The following is a 20,453-nucleotide window of genomic DNA, read 5'->3' as shown; positions in this document are numbered from 1 at the left end:
ACCACGTGTCAAGGCGCAATGCCGCTTAGCGTAGGTAGGTGTGGGCATCTGGTGCCGGGCAAGTACGTTGCTGACCATGGCTCTCACCTCACCCGCTGGCGGGCTCTTGGACCAGATCTCGATCGGTGTACTGACCTCGTCGGTGCCACGGGAGGTGATCGATGAGGCCATCGCCGAGCACGGCAGACAAGCCAAACGCTCCGACGGCAAACTCCCACCCCACGTGATGGTCTACTTCGCGATGGCCCTGGCCCTGTTCTCCGAGGAGGACTACGAGGAAGTCATCACCCGCCTGGCCGAACCCCTGGCCCGATGGGGCTGCTGGGACTGGGAGCCACCGACCACGGGCGGGCTCACCCAAGCACGCCAACGACTGGGCTGGCAGGTCCTGGAAACGATCTTCGCCCAGGTCACCACCGAACCGGTCGCCAGCCCCCTCACCCGGGGCACCTGGCTAGGTCACCTACGGATGGTGGCCATCGACGGCATGATCTTCGACGTGCCCGACACCCAAACCAACGCCGCCGAGTTCGGCTACGGCGGAGGATCGGCCACCCCCTCGGCCTTCCCCCAAGTCCGGGTGGTCACCGTCAACGAGTGCGGCTCCCACGCGCCCCTGGCCGCGGCCCTGGGCCCGGGCGGTGGCGGCAAGGGCACCGGCGAGCAGTCCCTGGCCCGCACCCTCTACACCCGGCTGGAGGAGGACATGCTGGTGCTGGCCGACCGCAACTTCTTCTCCTTCACCGACTTCACCCAGGCCGCCGACACCGGCGCCCACCTGTTGTGGCGGGTCAAGGACAGCCTGGAACTACCGGTGGTGGAGTTGTTGCCCGATGGGTCCTACCACTCGCTCATCATGCGCCCCCGCTTGGGCAAGACGGAGCGCACCCGCCTGGTCCAGGCCGCTCGCGGCGGCCAAGACCTCGATCCGGCTCAGGCCCGCCGGGTGCGGGTCATCGAGTACGAGGTTCCCGCCCAAGACACCGGTGGTGGTCAGGGTGAGCTGATCTGTGTGATCACCACGCTCACCGACCCACACGCCGCCCCCGCTGCCCGGCTGGCCCAGACCTACCATCAACGGTGGGAGAGCGAGGGTGCCAACGCCGAACTCAAGACCACCCTGCGCGGCCCGGGGCGGGTGTTGCGCTCGCACAGCCCGGACATGGTGCGCCAAGAGATCTACGGCTGTCTGCTCACCCACCACGCGTTGAGCGCGTTGATCTGTGGGGCGGCCACCGAGGCCGATATCGATCCCGATCGGGTCAAGTTCACCCGCACGGTGCGTATCGCCCGCCGCCGCGTCGCTGACCCGGCGGCTTTTTCCCCCTGAGAGTCCGCTCGGTGGGCTGCGGGGCCTGCATCGCGATCTCACCCGGAGGAAGAACCTCAACCCGCGTCGCCGTCATCGTCGTTACCCGCGTGTGGTCAAACGCGCCCGCCACAACAGCTACCGGATCAAACGCGCGACCGATACCGGCACACACCATGCTGGTGCCGCGACGGTTCGGCTGGTCAACCTCCCCGAGCCCGGGCTCGCCGCGTGAGGACCGACCTACGCTAAGAGCTCATCTCAAAAGCCGTCAGCATGCTTGGCCAGGTGCTTGTAGCAGATGAGGATGCAGGCGATGCCGAGCATGGCCAGGAAGGTGGAGGCCTTGCGCTCCCAGCGCACGTTCAATCTGCGGTAGGAGCCCAGCCAGGCGATAGAGCGTTCGACCTTGTACCGGTGGCGTCCCAGACGTTGGGAGGACTCGATGCCGGGACGGGCCAGGCGCACGCCGATGCCGCGCTCGCGCAGCCAGCGGCGCTGGTCCCGGGAGTGGTAGGCCTTGTCGCCGTGAAGTTTGGCTGGACGCCGCCGCCGGGGACCTCGCCGCGATCGCACCGCCGGAACGCCCCGGACCAGGGGCTTGAGCGCTTCGATGTCGTTGACGTTGGCCGCGGAGACCGCGCAAGTCAGCGGGAGGCCCTGGTTGTCGCACAGCAGGTGGAGCTTGGAGCCGGGTTTGCCGCGATCAGTGGGGTTTGGCCCCGTGCTCTCCCCCTCTCTTGGCGCGGATCGACTGGGAGTCGACAGTGGCGCGGGACCAGTCCAGCAGGGCGCGTCTGCCCAGCTCATCCAGGATCGTGCGGTGGATCGTGGGCCACAGGCCCATCTCGGTCCAGGTCTGAAACCAGCGGTGGGCGGTGGCACGGGTAACGCCGAACAGGCCATCGGCCTTCTCCCAGGAACAGCCGGATGCCTGGACGAACAGCACCGTGGTCAACACGGCTCTTTGGTCCGCCCGGGGTCGGCCGGTCCGCGGCGCGGGAGGCAGTAGCGGCTGGACGATCTCCCAGAGCCCATCGGGCAACACATCGCTCACAGCACGTGATCATGCCAGGCTCAGGAGCATCTCGTAGGGCTTTTGAGATGAGCTCTAAGCGGCATTGAGTCGTGACTAGTCGGGTTTTCCGGGAACTCCTTGTAACCCAAAGGAAGAAGAAACCGGGCCTTAGCCAACCGTTCAACGAAATCAGGCGTTGGTCGATGCGGCACGAGACCCTCCATTCGCTTATTCGTCATCTGTAGTCAGCATTCCCTTCTTCTCGGCCTCCTCACGCAGACAAGGGATACGATTTTCTGCTCGACTATCAGAGGCATGTCACGCTGAGTCCGACACCAGCAACCCGCTGGTTCCCAGGCTGATCAGCAAGCCAGGAGCAGCTGGAAGCGGTCCGGTCACCGCTCCTCCGACCAGATCGGCTCTGCCAGATGACGCGATTTCAGTTTGCGATCCACCCGTCAGTCCCGCGCCAACGACTCCACCGAAACCGCTGGCTGCTGCACCGACGACCACTCCGACCAGAGGGCAGCCAACTCCCAAGGAGGTCCCGCAAACCGCGACCATTCCCACGGCGGCTGCCGCGCCTGTTGCTGCGGAACCTATCGTCTCCGCTGCGGTGGCCGGACTCATCAACCCGGTCCAGTCGACGTTGTTGATCGGACCGCCCATGCCGTAGGCGTAGTTGTTCACCTCCTGCCGGGACGAATCCGGCGTCACCTGTGGAACCGGGACTCCTGGCGCGACTCCATCATCCATTCGATCCTGGACGGCGAGCGGTCACCCCACTTGGTGACGCGCAAGCCTTAGGACCCGCACGAAGCCCAGGTCACGGTCCCGATCCCGGCAAGCACCGCTGTTTCCATCAGCCTCCGCACAAGACAGTCGGGGCGCAACACCCCGGCATGGCTCTCACCTGTCGCTTTCCGGACCTTGCGTGGGCGAGCTGTTCGCCCAGGAGAATTCGAACAGTCCGAGGGCCGCGTCGTACAGCGCGCCTGAGGGGCTCAGGTGCAGACAGAGGGAGTGACGGCCGTGCCCATGTCGACTGTAGAAGGTGAGGTACGCGCCCCGGTCCGTCGCGATCACCCGGAAAATGTTCGGCAAGTCGAACAGCCGCAAGTCCACGGCGGGATTGTGGAGTCGGATCCGTTCCAAGTAGGCGGTGTTGGCCCGCACCTGCGCCGCGAGCATCGGTGGGCTGATCCCGAGGTCGGCCCGGCCCAGGTCCTCTCCCCTCCTGGACAACCAGGACTGCTGGTCGCTCCCGGGATCGGGCAACAGGACCTGGACCGTGCACGAGTTCCCCGACCACAACGGGGCGAAGGCATCCCGGGTGAGTACGTTTCCCCTCCCTGCCAGCACCTTCACCCATTTGGCCCGTGCGATGTCGCGGGCAAGGTCGGCCTCAGCGAAACGCTGTTGTCGGTACAGACGCGTGATCCCGGTCCCGGTGAGCCGGGACAGCAGTCCGACCAGCCACCAACGGGGCCGACCGGAACGAAACCACCCCGCGACGACGACGAGAACGGTGGCCAGCAGGGAGCTCAACACGCCGAGAAGGAATGCGGTCATGGGAGTCCCATCGTCACGGGGTGGAAAAATGTCGTCCTCTCCGTGATTCAGCAGAGATAGGGCAGGAGGTCCCGGACGACGTGGGCGGCGTTGCGGGCGGCCAGATCATGGCCGTCGTCGTTCTTTGCCTGATCTGCGTTGTCGGAGATGCCCCTGACCACGACCCAGTCCGGGTTGGGTGTTCCGCCCACGGAGTTCTCCTGCCAGTACTGACTCAGCCCGCCGGACTCCATATCCACGGCCAGGACCTTGTCGTTGTAGCCGGTCAGGAACCTGCGGATATCCGCGTCCCGATCGGCGATGACGGCCTCTCCGGAACCGATCAGCCCCGGAAGCACCTCGAAGGTCCGCTTCCGGTGACCCTTGGCCTGGCCGCGGATCATGGCGGGCTCACCGCGGTCGGTGAAGTAGCGGTTCACCGCGTGCCCGACCCGGGCAGGGGCCTGACGCTCCTCACCCCGCGGCTGCACCCGACCGCCGGCCTGAATCTTCCGAGATTCGTAGTAGACGACTCGGGTGGAGACGATGACGTTGCCGATCCGGGCGTGCTCGGGGTGTAACCCTCCCCCGATGCCGACGAGGATCCACAAGCGAGGAGAGAAGTGGCGGCGCAGGTGCTCCAGCGCGGACATGACGGACCGCTGACCAGGGCTGTGGGTCTGGGTGGCGGCCACCGTGACGGTACCGCTCTCGGTGGTGGCTTCCCCCGTGGCGAAGAACAGACCGTCGAGCTTCTTCTCAGTGCTCAGGTCGAACTGATCGATGACCGCCTGCATCTCCTTGGCGAGAATCGTGACGATCCCGACGTCACAGCTCGGTCGACCCTTCGCTGCCTCAGCATCAGCGACCGGCGAGTACGTCGGGCCGGGAGAGATGGCGTTGCTTGAGCGGGCACCGGGTCCGACTGCGCTGTGGCTGATCTGTGCGTTGTCGCCCAGATGGAAATCTCCGTACTTCACTGCGGTCCTCCGTTGTTCGAGGGAATGGGGGCGTTGCCGATGTCTCCGACGGTGTTGGCCGAGTGCGCTCCGGGGCCCACCGCGCTGCCGAGGATGGTGGTGTTGCTGCCGATGTTGAAGCTGTTCTGCACCAGCTTCTTGGCGCGTTTGTTGAACTCCGAGTTGTCGACGTTGTTCTCGTACAGGAAATCGCTGATCGCGTTGAGCAGACGTTCTTCGACGGTCTTCATGTGGCTGAGAACCTGGGACTGGTCGAACTGGACCTGGCGCCACTCCTGGGCGTGCTCTTCGCGAGCGCTGACCTGGCTGCCGATCTCGATGTTCCGCAGCGGACGCCGCGTCCCGTCCGGCCCAAGGACCAACGTCTTGGTCAGGTAGTAGACGTAGCGAAGTATGCGCCAACAGGCAGAGACCTCATGGGGAAGGCGTAGGAGAGCGTGACCTCCTGCTGCCACAGCGGCTCTCTTGCCGCTCTGGCCATACTCCTCCGAGCGCTGGAACTCACGTGGGTTGCGGGTCAGCGCACAGGCCACGCAGAACAAGGTCAGTGTGCGGCCTTGGAGTCTGACGTGCAGGAACACGGTGGTGACAAGTTCGGAACCGTGGCTCGGCACACTCACCTCGATGAAGTGGAGCCCACTGGTGTCCTCGCCGTCGATGAGACGACGCATGCGCTCGGCGTCGATCCCGGCCGGATCGAGCAGGGAACGATCCTTTGAGACGTCGCTTTCCGCCGCATAGACGCGGTCCCGGACTTCGACCGGGAGGCGGACATGCGGTTCGTCCGTGCGGAGTTCGTTGACTTCGCGGCGGAGTCGCTCCACCAGCTCGTGTGCGCGAAACGGTGGAGTCGCGTGCTCACGCCTGTGCAGGGGCTCGTTCTCGTCCTCGCTGGGCCGCAACATTTGCACGTTCATGGGCGGATCCCACTGGTAGACCGCTTCGCCCGCCCCAACGAACGGCGACTCCTCACCGAACAGGGAGAGTGGATCCTGTTCGTCGGTCTCCTCGCCGCTGTGGCGAGGACGCCGGTAAACGGCGCAGTCGTGCTGCTGTTGCTCGTCGATGGCCCGTTCACGACGGGAAAGCCTGTTCGGTCGGAGCCGGGATGTCTTCTGGACACGGTTGACGTGCAACTGGCGTACCGCGCCGGTCACGAACGTGGTGGCCACGATCAAGCCCATCAGGTACAGCGCCAGTTCTCCCTGGTCCGGAGACACACCGAAACTGACAAGTCCGATGACGGCGAGAACGAGGGCGCACACGGCGGTGCGCTTGAGTTGGCGGGTTTCCTTCTTCCAGCGCCACCCTTCCAAAGAGAGTCGACGGCGTCGCGCGCCTCGTTTGCGCCTTCTACGCAAGAAGAACTTCTCCTCACTGGCCACCTGGGCCGACAGACGCAGCGCCTTCCGCAGGAGCAGCAGGAGAAGAAGACCACACACGACGATCGTCGATGTCGCGGTCAACTCCCAGGCCAGTGGCACCAGCACGGCGGCGAGGATCATCGCTCGGGGGACCGCGGCCAGGAGAGCCGCTCGCCAGGCATGGCGCACCACGGGTACGAGGTCGAAGCCGTAGGAGGGGGCGACCCGGCGAAGGGATGCGGTGGAGATCTTCCCGATGACGAGATCCCGGAACTTCTCATTGACGTAGACACCGGCACACAGGTGGCGTGTGGCGTCGCTGGATGCTCGCGTAGGGGTTTCCTGGCCCGGAGCCGCATGGAGCGTGGTCATACGCCTACCTACCCTGGAGGGATAATGGTCACAGTGACCATAAACAGGAGACGGGGTTAAAGTCAAGATGACCTTTAAAGATGCCGCAGCAGACGAACGCCTGAAGAGGTCCGTGGGCGTGGAGCTGTCACTGGTGACCGTTGACCTCGCCATCTTCACCATCAGGGACGACAGGCTCATGGTGTTGCTCGTGGAGCGCGGGGCAGAGCCCTTCCTCGGACGCTCGGCGCTGCCAGGTGGGCGGGTGCGCTCCGACGAGACCCTCGACGAGGGTGCACACCGGGAACTGCTGGAGGAAACCGCGATCGATGGCGCGCTGCTGCACCTGGAACAGCTCGGTGCCTATGGAGATCCCGGCAGGGACCCTCGGGGCCGCGTCGTCACCATCGCCTACCTCGCCTTGGGCCCGGACCTGCCCGCCCCCGTGGGTGGCACTGACGCCGCGCACGCCTACTGGGCCCCGGTCTCCGACCTTCTCGGCGAGCCCGGATCGCTGGCCTTCGACCACGCGCGCATCGTCGAGGACGCGGTGGAGCGCACCCGAAGGACACTGGAGTACACCACCGTGGCGACGGCCTTCTGTCCCGAACCCTTCACTCTTCCCGAACTGCGCAACGTCTACGAGGTCGTGTGGGGGCGTTCCCTGGACCCCAGCAATTTTCGGCGCAGGGCCACCAAGGCCAAAGGATTCCTGGAACCGACAGGAGATCAAAGACTCCAGGCCACTGGCCGACCTGCAGCTCTCTATCGAAAAGGAACCGCCGCTCTTCTGAACCCGCCTTTTCTGCGCTCAGGCGGTTGAGGGAAGCGGCTGACGGTGTTCCGGTTCCCGGACTGCCCTCGGGAGCTGAATCCGGGGAAGGTGTGGTCGCGTCCGCGACAGAGGCAGGGAAATACACGAGCAATCAAGGGGAAAAACGCCTCGATCGCGGTCGCGCAATCCGATCTCCACGCCGAATTGCCACCCTTCCAGTTGACAACTATCCGCGACGCAGTTATTGTCGTCGCTTATGTCGAAATTCGCATCGTTGGCGCAAGGCCGACCCGGGCGCGGGATCACAAGAGGACCTACGGCCCGAACCGCGCCCGGCGGCCTGGCCACCCCGCTGATCCGACCGACACGGTGGGACCCGGGAACGGCCCGTGAGCGGGCACGGTGATCGGCCGACGGCACGGTGAGCCGCGCCCAGGAGCCCTCCGGGACATCCGACGGGTATCGCGACAAACGGTGACCGGAGCTTTCCGACTTCAGCGCGTGCGCGCAGAGACACACGTACTGTGCGGTGGCGCATCCAACGGCAGCGGCCGCTAGTTCCGCCGGGACCAGGCGACATGGCCGCCGGTTCTCCCGCCCTTTTCGTCAACCTTTCCGTTGTGCGTTGGTGCCCCCGGGCACGATTCGCACCCCTGCTCCACTATTCGCGAGGCTGTGTTCGCCATGCCCGAAAAACCGCACAAAGACAAAGAGCAGACCAGCCGCCACGGCAACGAACCCGAGGACGACAAAGGCAAAGGCCGGTCCTCGGGCCCGCGGGGCCGGACGGGCCACACCGCGCTCGGAAGCCTGGACTACCAGCACCCCACGTATCCCCACGACACACACCCGGTCCTCGTTCCGGGCATCTCGATCGACGATCAGCGCCGCAGCTACCGGGTCGACTGGCTCGTCTTCGCGATCGCCGGCTCGCTGACGGTCGCCTTCGTCGTCTGGGGCATCTGGTCGCCGGGGAGTGTCGCCGGGGTCGCCGAGACGGCGTTCTACTGGTCGACCGACAACCTCGGCTGGATGTTCAACGTCGTGGCCATCGTCGTTCTCGTCGCCACGGTGGGCATAGCGTTCTCGCCCTACGGGAGGATCCCGCTGGGCAAGGACGGCGAGCGGCCCGAGTTCAGCACGTTCTCCTGGACGGCCATGCTGTTCGCGGCCGGGCTGGGTGTGGCGGTCCTGTTCTGGGGGCCCTCCGAGCCGCTGGGCTACTTCATCTCACCGCCTCCGCTGACCGACGAGCCGGAGTCGGTCGAGGCCCTGCACACGGCGCTGGCCCAGATGTACTACCACTGGGGCTTCCACGCGTGGGCCATCTACGCACTGGTCGGCGGGGCCGTCGCCTACGCCGCGTACCGCCGCGGCCGTCCCCTGCTCATGTCCTCGATCTTCCGCGCCCTGTTCGGCCGACGGCTCACCGAGGGCTTCGCCGGAAAGCTCGTCGACATCTTCGCGATCATCGCCACGCTCTTCGGCACCGCCGCCGCCCTCGGTATCGCGGCGATGCAGATCGGCTCCGGCGTCAGCATCGTGTCGGGCGCCGGGGACCTCACCAACAACACCCTGGTCGTCATCATCGCGGTCCTGACGGTCGGCTTCGTCATCTCGGCCGTCTCGGGCGTCGCGAGGGGCATCCGGCTCCTGTCGAACGTGAACATCGTGCTCACGATCGGCATCGTCGCGGTCTTCCTCTTCCTCGGCCCCACGCTGTTCCTGCTGAACCTGCTCCCCTCGGCGGTCATGGAGTACTTCGGCTCCCTGTTCGACATGATGGGCCGGTCGCTCTCGTGGGGTCCCGAGACGCAGGAGTTCCAGTCGCTGTGGACCGTCTACTACTGGGCCTGGTGGATCTCCTGGTCGCCCTTCGTGGGCATCTTCCTCGCGCGCATCTCCCGCGGCCGCACCATCCGCCAGTTCACCCTCGGCACGATCATCATCCCGTCCTCGCTGCTCTTCGTCGCCTACGGGGTGATGGGCGGCACCTCCATCTGGATGTACCGGGAGGGCGCCCCCGGTCTCACCGAGGGCATGCCCGCGCCCGAGGTGCTCTTCGCCCTCATCGACAACCTGCCGTACGTGGAGTGGCTGCCCTTCGTCGTGATCGTGGTGCTCGCGATCTTCTTCATCACCGCCGCCGACTCGGCGTCGGTGGTGATGGGCATGCTCACCACGCAGGGGGACCAGAACCCGCGCCTGTGGGTGGTCGTCTTCTGGGGCCTGGTCATGTCGGGGATCGCGATCGTGATGCTGCTTCTGGGCGACGCGACGGCGTTGACGGGACTGCAGCAGCTGGTGATCGTCACGGCGGTGCCGTTCGCGCTCGTGCTGGTCCTCGCCGTCGTCGCGTGGTTCAGGGAGCTGCGCACCGACCCCCTCACTCTGCGCATGCACTACATCGACACGGCGATGGACAACGCCGTGACCGAGGGAGTGGACCGCTACGGCGACGACTTCTCCCTGAAGGTCGTGGAATCACGGCCCGGGGACGGAGCCGGGGCGGGTATCGACTCCACCGACGAGAGCTACACGGAGTGGTACCAGCGCACCAACGAGGAGGGCGAACCGGTCGGCTTCGACTTCGAGACCGGGGAGTGGGCCGACGGCTACGACCCGGCCGCTGGTGGGAGCTCGGAGACCGCCCCCGAAGGGTCCGCAGTGACAGGGGAAAAGCGCGTCGAGGTGTCGGAGGACGGGACCGAGCCTGAGGCACGCTGACTCCATCGCCCCGGCCCCCGCCGTTCAGCCGACGTCGGGGGCCGACCCGCCCCGCCGGTCAGACGCCGGACTTCTCCAGCAGTTCGTTCGTCAGTTCGGCGAGACGACGACGATACCCCGGGTCGAGGGCGGCAGGGACGGAGGGCGGTGTCTCCACGCCGTCGTCGAAGTGGCGTCCGCTGACCCGCTCCAGCTCGGGCGCGTCCACCAGGCGGCGGGTGGCGGCCACCCCCTTCTCCAAGGGGTCGTGGAACTCCACGCCCGCGGCCCTGGTCAGGGAGGTCTCCATGTAGGTCCCCGGGTGCAGGGAGTTGACCGTGACCCCGCTGCCGACCAGTTCCCCGGCCAGGTCCAGGGTGTGGCTGATGAGGGCCAGCTTGGACCGGCGGTAGGCAGCGGGTTCGGTGAAGCCGTGTTCGAACTGCGGATCCTCCAGGTCCAACTCCTGCTGTCCCCGGGAGGCGATGTTGACCACCCGTGAGGGAGCGGACCGGCGCAGCAGCGGCAACAACTCCCTCGTGAGCAGCACCGGAGCCAGGTAGTTGACCGCCAAGCGCAACTCGTGGCCGTCAGCCGAGGTCGTGCGCTCGGCGCCGTCGATCCGGAAGCCCACCGCGGCGTTGTTGACGAGCACGTCGAGCCGGTCGTGGCGGGCGGCGACCTCGGCGGCGAGCCGCCTGGCCCCGGCGAGGGAGGAGAGGTCGGCCCGGTAGACCTCGCCGCCGGTGTCCGCGGCGACCTGTGCGAGCCGTCCGGTGTCGCGGCCGTGGAGCAGGAGCCGGTGCCCTGCCCCCGCGAGGTCCTCGGCCAGGGCTCGGCCGAGTCCGTCCGACGCGCCGGTGACCAGGATGGTGGCCATGTGGGTGCCTTTCACAGAAGGGGGCGCCGCCGGTTCGGCCGACCGCGCGCTCCCACGGTATGACGGCCGCCACCGCCGGTCAACAGAGGTTGACCTTGGCCGATGTCCGCCGACCCTGGTGAGGGGCCCGCCCCGCAGGCGGGGAGAGCGGGACGGCCGCCGCAGCGCGGCCCGGACGGCGGTCCGGTTGCCGCGGTGCCGGAAACCGCGAAGCCGTTCGCGGGCTGTGCCCTTACAGGACGGGCCGACCGGGGCGGCGAGAACCGGGCGGATACGCTGCTGGGCGGGGAGGGCCGCCGCTTCCGCGGCGATGACTTCCCCGCTCTCTCGCACTCTCGCGGCGTGTGTCCGCGGTCCCGGAAACAGTGAGGTGGACGGCCATGGACAAGCCGCGTGGGAAGGACTCGTTCTCGTTGCTGTACAGGACGGGGTTTCGTATCAACTACGCGCTCCTGCACGTCATGGGCCCGGCGTCCCTGACCCCCGAGACCGATCCGCAGCACCGCGCGAAGAGGGAGTACGAGCGCCGGCGTGAACTCCACCGGGAGTGGAAGGCGCACCAGCGGTCCCGGTAGCACGACCGTGCGGGAGGTGTTCTCCGACACCGGGCCCCCGCGAACATCAGGGGACGGGGTCGGGGTGCCCGGCCGCCACACCCGCCCCGCACACATGAGGAGACAGCATGTTCACCGGCCTGAGCGCCTTTCCGCTGACCCCGTTGGACGACGACCGCTTCGACGAGCGGGCCTACGCGGGGCTGATCACCCGCCTGGCCGAGGCGGGCGTGGACTCCATCGGCGCGCTGGGATCGACCGGCTCCTACGCCTACCTGGACCGTGAGGAGCGCCGCCGTGCGGCCCGGACGGCGGTACAGCACGCGGACGGCACACCGGTGGTCGTCGGTATCGGCGCGCTGCGCACCTCCCACGTGCAGGCCCTGGCCCAGGACGCCCAGCAGGCCGGTGCGTCCGCCGTGCTGTTGGCCCCGGTGAGCTATCAGCCGCTCACCGACGAGGACGTGTTCGCGCTCTACGCGACCGTTGCCGCCGAGCTGTCGGTGCCCCTGGTGGTCTACGACAACCCCGGCACGACGCGCTTCACCTTCTCGACCGAACTGTACGCGCGCGTCGCCGCGCTGCCCGCCGTGGTCGCGATCAAGATCCCGCCGGTGCCCGCAGACCCGGTGGCCGCCCGCGAACGTGTGGCGGCGGTCCGCGCGGCCGTCCCCGACCACGTGACCATCGGGATCTCCGGTGACGGCGTTGCCGCGACGGGGCTCAACGCGGGCTGCCGGGCCTGGTTCTCCGTGGTGGGCGGAACCCTGCCCGCCGCCGCCCTGCCCCTGGTCAGCGCCGCCCTGAGCGGTGACGCCGAGGGGGCGGAGGCGGAGTCGGAGCGGCTGCGTCCGCTGTGGGAGTTGTTCGCCTCCCACGGCAGCCTGCGCGTGATCGCCGCGATCGCCGAACACCTGGGGCTGGTGGCCCCGCGCTGCCTGCCCCGCCCGATCCTGGGGCTGCCCGCCGCCGAGCGGGAGCGGGTGGCCCGTGTGGTCGGGCAGCTGGGGCTGGCCTGAACGGCGCCTGTGGAGACGCCCGCCCATCAGAGCGTGTGGTCGCCCGCGTCCTGATCTGCTGCGAGCATCCGGCTGAGCATGCTGATGGCTGTCGAGATGAGGACTGCTGACCCGGGCAGTCCGGGGACGCGGTCATCCCGAGGGTGACCACTGTCCGTTTCAGCCCACCAGCCCGCGGACGATCGTGGTCTCGGTGCCCTTGACGTAGGTCACGACCGCCCCGGGGACGGGGATCGCCCGGTGGTCACCGGTACGGGCGCCGTGTGTACCGGGATACGAGGTGAACTCCGGTTCGTCGAATCGGATGGTGCGTACGGCGTCCGGTCCCGCGTCGTAGGGGATGACGACCACGGCGGGGATGGTCTCCTGCGTGCCTGTCTCCTCGTACTCCAGGCGCGGGATGATCACGGCGTCCTCCAGAGCGACGGCTTCGGGCAGTTGATCGAGGAAGACCGTGCTGAACGGCATCTCGGCCGTGGCGATGATCTCGCCGGAAGCGGAGACACGGTGGAACAGAAAAGGCTCGTGTTCGTCACCGTCCCCCCGAGCCGCAGAGTCGTGGGAGAGGAGGACCGTGCCCTCGGAGCCGGCTCTCACGATGTGCTCGAAGTCGCGGCTCATTCCGCTCTCCGAGTCCATCAACTCCGGAGGAAGCTCCAGGGTGTCCGAACCGTCACCCGGATCCAGCGCCCGGGGAACGTCGCTCCGGTAACGGCCCTGCGCCACGATCACGGGGTGGGAGTCCGTGCCCGGTACGGGCCGGTCCACGGAGATGCTGAGTTCCGTGTCCGTGTCGTCCCATTCACGGATCCAGTTCTCCTCACCCGTGCGGGCGTCGAACGCGGCGACGACACCGGTCAGCGGTTCACTGTTGTCATAGCTCAGGTCCTGGAACGTGGTGTCCTCGTCGAGCCGGTCCTCGTCCGCGCACGAGTACGTGATGAGGACCTGGTCCTCGTGCAGCAGGAGGTTCTCGCCGCTCTGCCAGCCTCCGAAGTTCGAGCAGATGAGGCCTTGCAACTCCGGGACGGTGGGGAACCACAGCTCTTCGTTGGAGTCCACCGCGTGCACACGGACCCTCGGCCCCTCATCGGTGTCCTGCCAGGAGTACAGGCTCACCTCGGACGCGCCTGCGAGGAAGTCGACGCGGGCGTCCTCGTCATCTCCCTCCTCAAGCAGCGGCGGCACGGTGAACTCGCGAAGGATTCCTCCGGTGACGGTGTCGATCTCGGTGACGTGATGATCACCCGATCGGTCCGCGGCAGGCTGTCGGGTGACGAGCGCCCGCGTTCCACCATCGGAGACCACAACGTGCACCCGACTGTCGTAGGGGTGCCGGTAGCTCCACAGCACCTCGCCGGAGGAGCCGTCCAGAGCGACGACACCGTCCTCAAGCGTCAGGAGCGGGCCGAACGGTCCGGGCTCCACGCCCCACACGGACACGTCCTGCGGTACCTCCCACTCCCAGCCGACCTCGCTGACGTCGCCCGGCACCGGGGCGGGTGTGTCCGGGAAAGCGTCGGTGACCGTGTGCTCCGTCGGCTGGTACAGGGACGCGGCGCCCAGCCCGAACTCCAACAGCAGCACCAGGGCCAGCCCTCCGGCCATGGGCGGCACGGAACCGGGCAGGGGCCGAAGCCTAGGCTGGTGGGCTGTGGCCGCCATCAGAATCGCGCCGAGGGTGATCGCCAGGGTTGCCGTCCACAGGGAGACTCCGGCCGCATCGGGAAAGTAGGACTGCGGGTCCTCCGCTGTCCATGAGAACGCCGTCGGCGAGAAGGCGGTGTAGGACACGTACAGCAACGACACGCTCATGGCCAGGAGGAGCACCGTGCGGGTCCGGCCGAGGCGTGCGGCTGGTCCGGCTTGGCGTTCCCATGTGTCGCGTCGCAACACGACGCAGAGCACGATCGCGCCGAGGAACATGGCCGCCAGCCACCAGAGGCCGCCGTCGGGAGTCGTCAATTTCTCTTCCATGAGAGGAAATCGCACCATGTCGACGGCCGCGAGCAGGATTCCGCCGCTGACCAGTCCCGAACCAACCCAGCTCACCGTCTCCGGACGGATTCGGCTGGTGACCCGAGACTCGTTCTTCACCTGCAGTCCTCATTCCTCACCGCACTCGTGCCCGACTCCAGGGCCCGGGAGGGGAGGAAAGTCGGATTCGCGATCGACAACATAACAGTGCGTTCCGCCCGCCCGTGGCCTCGGCGGCCCCGCTGGAGGTACTCCCGCTCCCACCCGCCAGCGCCCCGCAGTCGGCCGTCCGCGCCGTGACACGGGAAATACGGTTGCGGCCGGGACACACCGGGCCCAGGATGTTCCGGTGCAGACCCGAGAGACCACACTCGACCTCGGCCACGACGCCCTGGCCGCGCTGGACTTCGGCGGCGCGGGCGCCCCGGTCCTCCTCGTGCACGGCAGCGGGCACAACGCGGCCGCCTGGACGGACGTGGCGGCCCACCTGACCGACCGCTGCCGGGTCGTCGCCGTCGACCTGCGCGGGCACGGTCGGACCAGGGCCGACTCCCACGGCGCGGAGCAGTACTGGCGCGACCTCGCCGGTGCGGTCCGGGCCCTCGGCTGGGAGGACCCTGTCCTGGTCGGGCACTCGCTGGGCGGTTACGCCGTCACCGCCGTGGCCGCCAGCGGGCTGGTCCGCCCCGCCGCGGTGTGCGTCGTCGACGGGCTCGTCCTCAACACCCGGGAGGAGGCCGTGGCGGAACAGGAGCGGTGGACCACGCCCGAGGCGATGGAGCGGGTTCGTGCCCGGTTCGGCTACGGGTGGTCCGCCTCCCCCGAACAGGCGCGCGAGTACATCGAGCGCGGTGTGCGGGAGGCCTCCGGGGACGAGCTCAACAGGGACTGCCGCCCCGGCCTGGTGCGCGGCGTGCTGGAGCGCTCCTTCAGCGGGGACCAGCACGCGTGGCTGCGGCGTCCGACCGCTGAGCAGATCGCGGTGATCAGCGCCCCCGCGCCGGACGCGGCCGTCTACCCCAGCGTGGACGTCTACGAGCGCCTCACCTGCCCGCTCACGGTCGTCCTTCCCGACCGGGGCTTCTACGCCGCGCGCCGCGACGAGGTGCGGGCCGTCGTCGCCGCCCGCCCGGAACGCACACTCGTGGAGATGCGCGCGCACCACAACGTGCCCATGGCCCGCCCGGAGGAACTCGCCCGTGTCATCTGGGACACCGTGCGCGCCCGACCCACCGCCTGATCCGGAGAACACCTGTGACACACCGCCTCCAGCAGCGTTCCGTACGCGGGTATCCCGTGGCCGCGCAGGGTTCCGGCCCGTACGGCATCACCGCCGGGTCCGACGGTTCGCTGTGGACCACGCTCGTCCACGACGGCCGGATCGCCCGCATGACACCGGACGGCTCCGTCACCCTGTACCCGCTGGACTCGACCTCGTGCGCGCCCTCGATCATCACCACGGGCCCGGACCGCGCGGTCTGGTTCACCCGCGCCAAGGACGGCAGGATCGGCCGCGTCACCGCGGACGGCGGGACCGACTCCTTCGCCCTGCCGACCCCTGACGCCCAGCCCTTCGGCATCACGAGCGGGCCCGACGGGGCGCTGTGGTTCACCGAGATGAACGCCGACCGTGTCGGCCGTATCACCACCGACGGGGAGGTCACCGAGTTCCCCCTGCCGACGAGGGGAGGATTCCCGTCGTTCATCGCCTCCGGTCCCGACGGAGCCCTGTACTTCACCCTCAACCAGGCCGACGCCGTCGGCCGCGTCACCGTCGGCGGGGACGTGACCCTTCATCCCCTCCCGACCAGCCAGGCGGGGCCCGTCGGTATCACCGCGGGTCCGGACGGCGCCCTGTGGTTCGTGGAGATCGCCGCGGGTCAGATCGGCCGCCTCACCACGGACGGGCGTATCCGGGAGTTCCCCCTCCCCCGGCGCGACTCACGCCCCCACGCCATCGCGGCCGACCCCGCGAGCGGCTGCTGGTTCACCGAGTGGGGCGCGAACCGCGTCGGGCACATCACGGAGGAGGGCGACATCGACCTGTTCGACCTGCCCGCGCCCTCCCGTGAGCCCCATGGCGTCGCGGTCACCGCGGACGGAACGGTCTGGGTCGCCCTGGAGACCGGCAGTATCGCCTCCCTGGCGCTGTGAGGTCCCGTGACTCGGCGCTCACGCCGGTTCGCGGTCCCCGGTCACCGGCGTCCCCGCCGCACGGGCCGGTTCGACGGGCCGCGCCGCCGGGCCGGGGGCCGGTGCGATGGCGAGCATGACCGGGACCAGGGCGATGAGCCCCAGGCCGAACCATCCCGCGCCGGTCAGCGTCTCCCCGACGACCAGGACCGCCAGGAGCGCCGCGACCGCGGGTTCGCTCAACGTGACCGTGGTGGCCGTGCTCGCCGAGACCCGGGTCAGGCCGAAGCCGAAGAAGAGGTAGCCCAGGAACATGGGCACCAGCGCCATGTAGGCGGCCACCGCGAAGGCCTGCCCGGAGGCCACCAGGGGGGCGCCGGTGAGCGCGAGCACCGGCATGAGCAGCAGGCCGCCGCAGCCGAAGACCGCCCCCATGGACGCCGCCCGGTCGATGCCGCGCCCCATGAGGGTGTGCGCCGCCCAGGAGAACGCGGCGTAGGTGAGACCCGCCACCAGCCCGAGCGCGACACCGGCCGCCGTCCCGCCCGGCGAGGCGGCGGGCGCGGCCGTGTTGGACACGCACAGCAGCACGCCGCCGACGATGCCCACCGCCGCGGCCAGCATCCACCAACGGCTCAGCGGTGTGCGCTGGACCACCAGCTCCAGCAGGCCGGAGGCCAGCGGTGCCGAAGCCAGGGACACCACGGTGCCCACCGCCACCCCCGCCAGGTGCATCGAGCCGTAGAACGCCAGGGGGTAGACGCCCACGGCCAGGGCTCCCACCGCCACCAGGGGCAGGTTGTCCCGCAGCCGGGAACGGGCCGCCGCCAGCGCGGGCAGGGCGATCAGCGCCTGGAGCAGGCCGCCGATCCCCAGGGCGGCCGAACCGATGGCCAGGGGCCCGGCCTGCGGGGCGAAGGTCGCGGCGGTTCCGGTGGTGCCCCACAGGACGGAGGTGACCGTGATGGCCGCGATGCCCAGCGACCGGTGGCGGTTCACAGCGCGTCCACCAGGGCCGCGGCGATCGCGCGCGCCTCCAGGAGGCGGTCCGGCGCCCCCTCCAGTCCGGCCCGGGCCATGGAGCCCTCCAGCAGGAACGAGCAGTGCCGGGCGGTGCGCGCCGCCGTGTCGGGGTCGGTGATCCGCTCCAGGTGCCCGGCCACGAGTGCCTCGACCTGCTCCTTGTGCTCGCGCACCCGCGCTCTGCCCGGTGCGCCCGCGGGGAGTTCGGCCGCGGCGTTGAGCAGCCCGCAGCCGCGGAATCCGTGCTCGTAGGCGGCCGAGGCGTGGTCGACGTAGGCGTCGAACACCGCCAGGACCCCCTCCCGGGGGGTGTCGGCCCCCTCCAGTCGGCGCCGGTACAGGTGGAGCCACTCCCGGTGCCGTTCCTGGAGGTAGGCCAGCGTCAGCTCCTCCTTGGAGGAGAAGTTGTTGTACAGGCTCATCTTGGCCACACCGGCCTCGGCGGTGACCGCGTCGATGCCGGTGGCGGTCATGCCGTGGGCGTAGAACAGCCGCGCCGCCGCGCTGAGAAGTTTCTCCCGGGCCGAGCCCGCGCGTGGCCGGGCCTCCTCGACGTTCGCCATGGTGCTCCTCCGGTGTCGCATTAGGTAGACCAGTCTACCTATATCTGACGGCGGACCTCTCCAGCGGGCCCGGCGCTTACGGGCCATGGACACGCGCCCCGGGATGGGCTCCGGCGTCACCGCCTGGAGGATGGAGCCTGCGGGCGGCCGTCGCTTCAGCAGTCGGCCGCGTCCGCCGGAACGCGGATCGCGAGCAGGGCGGCGGCGTCGTCGTTGCCACTCGGCCGTGCGCGCTCCATCAGCTGGTCGGCGAAGGAGTTCAGGGGGCGGTGCGCGAGGGAGGCCGCGTGCTGGTGCATGCGTCTGAGGCCCGTGTCCAGTGACTGCCCCCGGGCTTCGATCAGGCCGTCCGTGTAGAACACGAGCGTCGACCCGGGCGGCAGGGCGATGCGCGCGTCGGCGCGCGGCCGCGCCATCCCCGTGCCCAGCAGGACTCCGCTCCCCTCCTCGAGGTAGTGGGCGATGCCGTCGTGGTGGACGAGCAGGGGCGGGGGGTGCCCGGCGCTCGACCACAGCAGTTCCCACCGTCCGGCCTCGCCGACCGTCAGGTGGGCTAGGACGAGGGTCGCCATGTGGACGTCGCTGATGTGTTCCAGGGCCTGGTCCATGCGTTCGAGCGTGCGGTGGGGGGACTGCTCCCGGGCCCAGGTGTAGGCCCGGAGCATGTTGCGGAGCTGGGCCATCCCGGCCGCCGCGTCCAGGTCGTGGCCGACGACGTCACCGATGACCAGGGCCGTGTCGCCGTTGGGCAGGGGGAAGGCGTCGTACCAGTCGCCGCCGACGTGCGAGACGTCTGGTGCGGGCAGGTACCGTGCGGTCATCTCCACGCCCGACAGCCGTGGGAGCTGGGGCAGCAGGTAGCGCTGCATGGTCTCGGCGACCTGGCGCTGGCGCTGGTGGTGGCGCGCGTTCTCCAGGGCCAGGCCGACGCGCCGGGCGATGTCCTCCAGAAGGGCGAGGTCGTCGCGGGTGAAGGGGTGCTGCGAGCCCGTGCGCCCCAGGGTCAGAGCGCCCAGCACCTCACGGGGCCCGCGGACGGGGGCGATGGCCGCGGTGTTGATGCCCGTCGCCTCGAACAGCCTGCGCTGTTCCACCGCGATACCGGTGTCGGGCGGACCGGCGTAGATCTCCCGGTCGACGAGGGTGGAGGCGGCGCCCCGCAGGGCCTTGGACAGGGGCATGCTGGAGGTTTCGGGCACCGGAGGCATCGGACCCTGTAGGTCCTCGCGCACCGTGGTCCTGCCCTGGTCCGCCTGGACCACCAGGGAGCGGAAGACCTCGTCGCCTTCGGTGATCAGGTCGATGATCGCCCAGTCCGCGAGTCGTGGAAGCATCAGCTCCACCACCCGGAGCAGGGACTTCTCCACGTCCACGTTGTTGATCAGGTGTGCGGTGGTGTCGGCCAGCAGGGCCAGCCGCTCCGTTTCCGACAGTGTCCGGCGGGGGAAGACGGTTCGCTCGGGGTTCCCCCCGTCCTGTTCGACGGCCTGGAAGAAGACCAGTTCCGCGATCCGTGAACCGTCGGGCTCACAGGGGACGGCGGACCACGACACGGGGAGGAGCGTGCCGTCGCCGCGCTCGAACCAGGACTCTCCCGTGCGGGGGAAGGGACCGGAGGGCCTCCCGTGGGAGGCGTCGTCCGCCTCCTCGACGGCCTTCCGGCCCCGGGCGTCCCGGTGCAGCGATCGGACGTCGTGCCCGAGCATCTCGTCCGCCGATCGGGCCAGCAGGCGCAGAGCGGTGGCGTTGACCGCGACCAGGCACTCTCCCTCGTCGACGGCGTACACACCCGCGTTCACGCGGTCCAGCGCCTCCGTGAGGAACCGGTGCCGATCCGACGGACCGGCCGAATCGCTGTAAGTACCAGAACCATCGCCCACAGCGGCTCCTTGTCTCGCGGGCCCGCCCGCACGCGCCCCGGCCGGGGGGCGGGCACACCCGGTACGTGTCCGCCACACCCGCGCAGGGCCGTCAGGCCGGAAACGCTCGTGTCCGTTCGAGGGGCGGGACGAGTCCCGCGGCGGCCGGTACCGGCGGGACTCCGGTACCGGGGGCTCCTCGCCTGCACCGGCCCGCAGCGGACACGACCACCTCGGACAACGTACACCAGGGCATCCGTGCGCGATGGCCTCGCCTCGCTCCGGCGTGCGGGGGCGAGCCCGGGGGCACCGGTCCGCCTGACGGGTCGGGGCCGAGGCGGGCCCGGGGACGGGCGGGGGCACCGGGCCGCCGACCGCGGGGCGGGGCCGA

The 20,453-nt window shown here is 69.1% G+C and carries 16 protein-coding genes; 7 read left to right on the top strand and 9 right to left on the bottom strand.

Annotated features, from left to right (window positions below; all coding sequences use genetic code 11):
- Positions 1-76: 76 nt before the first annotated feature.
- Complete coding sequence (locus ACSTA4_RS13970; RefSeq protein ID WP_444963921.1) at positions 77-1,330, top strand: IS4 family transposase; 1,254 nt, start codon at positions 77-79, stop codon at positions 1,328-1,330.
- Between the two features lie 240 nt (positions 1,331-1,570).
- Here ACSTA4_RS13970 and ACSTA4_RS13965 read toward each other — a convergent pair.
- From ACSTA4_RS13965 to ACSTA4_RS13950, 4 genes are all read right to left on the bottom strand, one after another.
- Positions 1,571-2,366 (bottom strand): IS5 family transposase gene (locus ACSTA4_RS13965; protein ID WP_231972698.1). Its coding sequence is split into 2 segments (ribosomal slippage): positions 1,571-2,036 and positions 2,035-2,366, totalling 798 coding nucleotides; the frame shifts between segments, so codons are not numbered across the junction.
- A gap of 870 nt (positions 2,367-3,236) precedes the next feature.
- Complete coding sequence (locus ACSTA4_RS13960) at positions 3,237-3,899, bottom strand: hypothetical protein (RefSeq protein WP_444963920.1); 663 nt, start codon at positions 3,897-3,899, stop codon at positions 3,237-3,239.
- Between the two features lie 47 nt (positions 3,900-3,946).
- Complete coding sequence (locus ACSTA4_RS13955) at positions 3,947-4,858, bottom strand: 5'-methylthioadenosine/S-adenosylhomocysteine nucleosidase family protein (RefSeq protein ID WP_444963919.1); 912 nt, start codon at positions 4,856-4,858, stop codon at positions 3,947-3,949.
- Positions 4,855-6,594, bottom strand: a complete 1,740-nt coding sequence (locus ACSTA4_RS13950; RefSeq protein WP_444963918.1) for a hypothetical protein — start codon at positions 6,592-6,594, stop codon at positions 4,855-4,857. Before ACSTA4_RS13950 ends, ACSTA4_RS13955 begins: the two co-directional genes overlap by 4 nt.
- Positions 6,595-6,661: 67 nt before the next feature.
- Between ACSTA4_RS13950 and ACSTA4_RS13945 the strand changes: the two genes are divergently transcribed.
- Both ACSTA4_RS13945 and ACSTA4_RS13940 read left to right on the top strand, forming a co-directional pair.
- Complete coding sequence (locus tag ACSTA4_RS13945) at positions 6,662-7,396, top strand: NUDIX hydrolase (protein ID WP_444963917.1); 735 nt, start codon at positions 6,662-6,664, stop codon at positions 7,394-7,396.
- Between the two features lie 636 nt (positions 7,397-8,032).
- A complete protein-coding gene (locus ACSTA4_RS13940; protein ID WP_444963916.1) occupies positions 8,033-10,075 on the top strand; it encodes a BCCT family transporter in 2,043 nt (680 codons plus the stop codon).
- A 58-nt stretch (positions 10,076-10,133) separates the two neighbouring features.
- On the opposite strand, the gene ACSTA4_RS13935 is transcribed toward ACSTA4_RS13940, so the two are convergent.
- Positions 10,134-10,934: an SDR family NAD(P)-dependent oxidoreductase gene (locus ACSTA4_RS13935; RefSeq protein WP_444963915.1), complete on the bottom strand. Its 801-nt coding sequence runs from the start codon at positions 10,932-10,934 to the stop codon at positions 10,134-10,136.
- 380 nt (positions 10,935-11,314) lie between these two features.
- On the opposite strand from ACSTA4_RS13935, the gene ACSTA4_RS13930 reads away from it, so the two are divergent.
- The gene (locus ACSTA4_RS13930; RefSeq protein WP_019607433.1) at positions 11,315-11,509 is read left to right on the top strand and encodes a hypothetical protein; all 195 of its coding nucleotides are present in this window, start codon (positions 11,315-11,317) and stop codon (positions 11,507-11,509) included.
- A gap of 107 nt (positions 11,510-11,616) precedes the next feature.
- Complete coding sequence (locus tag ACSTA4_RS13925; RefSeq protein WP_444963914.1) at positions 11,617-12,507, top strand: dihydrodipicolinate synthase family protein; 891 nt, start codon at positions 11,617-11,619, stop codon at positions 12,505-12,507.
- A 159-nt stretch (positions 12,508-12,666) separates the two neighbouring features.
- Here ACSTA4_RS13925 and ACSTA4_RS13920 read toward each other — a convergent pair whose 3' ends face one another.
- Entirely contained in the window at positions 12,667-14,604 is a 1,938-nt protein-coding gene (locus ACSTA4_RS13920) for an ABC transporter ATP-binding protein (RefSeq protein ID WP_444963913.1), read from the bottom strand.
- 229 nt (positions 14,605-14,833) lie between these two features.
- On the opposite strand from ACSTA4_RS13920, the gene ACSTA4_RS13915 reads away from it, so the two are divergent.
- Together ACSTA4_RS13915 and ACSTA4_RS13910 are read left to right on the top strand one after the other, a co-directional pair.
- A complete protein-coding gene (locus ACSTA4_RS13915) occupies positions 14,834-15,724 on the top strand; it encodes an alpha/beta fold hydrolase (protein WP_444963912.1) in 891 nt (296 codons plus the stop codon).
- A gap of 14 nt (positions 15,725-15,738) precedes the next feature.
- The gene (locus ACSTA4_RS13910) at positions 15,739-16,638 is read left to right on the top strand and encodes a Vgb family protein (RefSeq protein WP_444963911.1); all 900 of its coding nucleotides are present in this window, start codon (positions 15,739-15,741) and stop codon (positions 16,636-16,638) included.
- A gap of 18 nt (positions 16,639-16,656) precedes the next feature.
- Here ACSTA4_RS13910 and ACSTA4_RS13905 read toward each other — a convergent pair whose 3' ends face one another.
- From ACSTA4_RS13905 to ACSTA4_RS13895, 3 genes are all read right to left on the bottom strand, one after another.
- Entirely contained in the window at positions 16,657-17,616 is a 960-nt protein-coding gene (locus ACSTA4_RS13905) for an EamA family transporter (RefSeq protein WP_444963910.1), read from the bottom strand.
- Positions 17,613-18,203, bottom strand: a complete 591-nt coding sequence (locus ACSTA4_RS13900; RefSeq protein ID WP_444963909.1) for a TetR/AcrR family transcriptional regulator — start codon at positions 18,201-18,203, stop codon at positions 17,613-17,615. The genes ACSTA4_RS13905 and ACSTA4_RS13900 overlap by 4 nt, the downstream gene beginning before the upstream one ends.
- 155 nt (positions 18,204-18,358) lie before the next feature.
- Entirely contained in the window at positions 18,359-20,083 is a 1,725-nt protein-coding gene (locus ACSTA4_RS13895; RefSeq protein WP_444963908.1) for a SpoIIE family protein phosphatase, read from the bottom strand.
- Between the last annotated feature and the right edge of the window lie 370 nt (positions 20,084-20,453).

The sequence above is a fragment of the Nocardiopsis sp. M1B1 genome (assembly GCF_052466615.1).
The sequence above is the reverse complement of the archived record's forward strand: the minus strand, read 5'-3'. Positions and strand labels throughout refer to the sequence as shown.

Coding starts and splice junctions, on each gene's coding strand:
- ACSTA4_RS13970 (WP_444963921.1), top strand. CDS start 77: ATGGCTCTCACCTCACCCGCTGGCGGGCTCTTGGACCAGATCTCGATC.
- ACSTA4_RS13960 (WP_444963920.1), bottom strand. CDS start 3,899: ATGACCGCATTCCTTCTCGGCGTGTTGAGCTCCCTGCTGGCCACCGTT.
- ACSTA4_RS13950 (WP_444963918.1), bottom strand. CDS start 6,594: ATGACCACGCTCCATGCGGCTCCGGGCCAGGAAACCCCTACGCGAGCA.
- ACSTA4_RS13945 (WP_444963917.1), top strand. CDS start 6,662: ATGACCTTTAAAGATGCCGCAGCAGACGAACGCCTGAAGAGGTCCGTG.
- ACSTA4_RS13940 (WP_444963916.1), top strand. CDS start 8,033: ATGCCCGAAAAACCGCACAAAGACAAAGAGCAGACCAGCCGCCACGGC.
- ACSTA4_RS13935 (WP_444963915.1), bottom strand. CDS start 10,934: ATGGCCACCATCCTGGTCACCGGCGCGTCGGACGGACTCGGCCGAGCC.
- ACSTA4_RS13930 (WP_019607433.1), top strand. CDS start 11,315: ATGGACAAGCCGCGTGGGAAGGACTCGTTCTCGTTGCTGTACAGGACG.
- ACSTA4_RS13925 (WP_444963914.1), top strand. CDS start 11,617: ATGTTCACCGGCCTGAGCGCCTTTCCGCTGACCCCGTTGGACGACGAC.
- ACSTA4_RS13900 (WP_444963909.1), bottom strand. CDS start 18,203: ATGGCGAACGTCGAGGAGGCCCGGCCACGCGCGGGCTCGGCCCGGGAG.